Here is a 1,283-nt window from a genome sequence, read left to right as displayed (position 1 = left end):
TAACAACTCAGCTCACAGACATGGGTAACACCTCAAGCTCACATAGTCCTTCTGGGGTCCTCGCACATCCTCTTCGTTGAAGCAGCCCAGTCGCACCGGCCCCAGATACACATCCCACTGGCCAGCGGCCACCTCCTGCATCCCGATCCACTGCCCCGCCAGCAGGTAGCCTATGTAGATCCGCAGCGCTCGCCAGTAAATCAAGCCGTTGTGGCTGACCCGAACCCTTTCCCAATGCTTCGGGTACTGCAGCTCGGGTAGCTTTGAGGGGTATGGCCTGGTCGAGTCGCTGTAATGCTGGGCCGGCATGCTTTGCTGCAAGGCCTCATGCGGGCGCTGCTGGTTGTAGTGCTCCACAAAGGCATCGAGCTGCATCTGCAATGCCGCTTTGTCCGCCGCAGGCTCTTTGCCCAGGGCATGCTTGAGCGTGCGGTGCATCCGCTCGTGGCGACCGTTTTGCTGTGGCTTGCCCCTCTCGATGCGCTCCGGCCTGATGCCCAGCCTTATCCACCATATCGCCAGGCGTGACAGGCCCGCCACGCCAGTAGTCGCGAACGGCGGACCGTTGTCACTGCGTATGCGCTCGGGCAGTCCGTATTGCCGAAACACCTGTTCGAAGCTGCGTTTGGCATCCTCGTAGTTGGGGCTGTCGTAGACATGCACGGCCAGCAAATAGCGGCTGGCGTGGTCCATGATGGTCAATGGATAGCACCAGTGACCATCGGCTGTCTTGAACTGGCCTTTGTAGTCTGCACTCCACACCCCATTGGGCTGCTTGCTCGTTCGCAAGGGCTGGGCCGTAGGCACCGAGCGTCTGCGTACACGCCTGCTGCAAACAAGCCCCTCAGCCTTCAGCACGTTGTAGATGGTGGTTTTGCTGGGTGTCTCCTGTGGGCCCCAGCGCTGCAGGAGCAAAGCGTGCAGCTTCTTGGGCCCCATCTGTGACCTTTGCTGCGTGCGCAGCTCAATGATGGCCCGGCGCTGTGCATAGCTGATCGCCTGATTGTTCCCGTGGGGCCTGCGACTGCGTTCTTGCAATCCATCCATGCCCAGTTGGCGGTATCGCTCAACCCACTTGTAGGCCGTCTTGCGGCTGATGCCGTAGCGCCTGCACAGCTCGCTCAGCGGCACGCCACTGCGCAGGTGGTCGGCTATGAAGAGCAGTTTCTCGTCCATGGGTGCGCACTCCTTCCAGGGCATGGTGATCGCTCCTTGGCTGCTGTTGGCTCCAGCTGCCAAGCTTGGATCTGTTACCCATGTCCTTGTACTGATGTGTCACCTAT

1 protein-coding gene is annotated in these 1,283 nt (G+C 60.3%); it reads right to left on the bottom strand.

The annotated features are described in order from the left end of the window. Positions 1 to 12: 12 nt before the first annotated feature. Positions 13 to 1,200: an IS481 family transposase gene (locus ACF8ME_RS04950; RefSeq protein WP_392415502.1), complete on the bottom strand. Its 1,188-nt coding sequence runs from the start codon at positions 1,198 to 1,200 to the stop codon at positions 13 to 15. Positions 1,201 to 1,283 lie beyond the last annotated feature (83 nt).

Origin of the sequence: Delftia sp. WSY_7 (assembly GCF_043104845.1) — a bacterium.
GTDB classification, from domain to species: domain Bacteria; phylum Pseudomonadota; class Gammaproteobacteria; order Burkholderiales; family Burkholderiaceae_C; genus Comamonas; species Comamonas tsuruhatensis.
Note: the sequence above shows the minus strand (reverse complement) of the source record. Positions and strands in the feature narration are given on the sequence as shown.

Bases quoted from the DNA above. Each gene is read 5' to 3' on its own strand.
- ACF8ME_RS04950 (WP_392415502.1), bottom strand. From the start codon at position 1,200: ATGCCCTGGAAGGAGTGCGCACCCATGGACGAGAAACTGCTCTTCATA.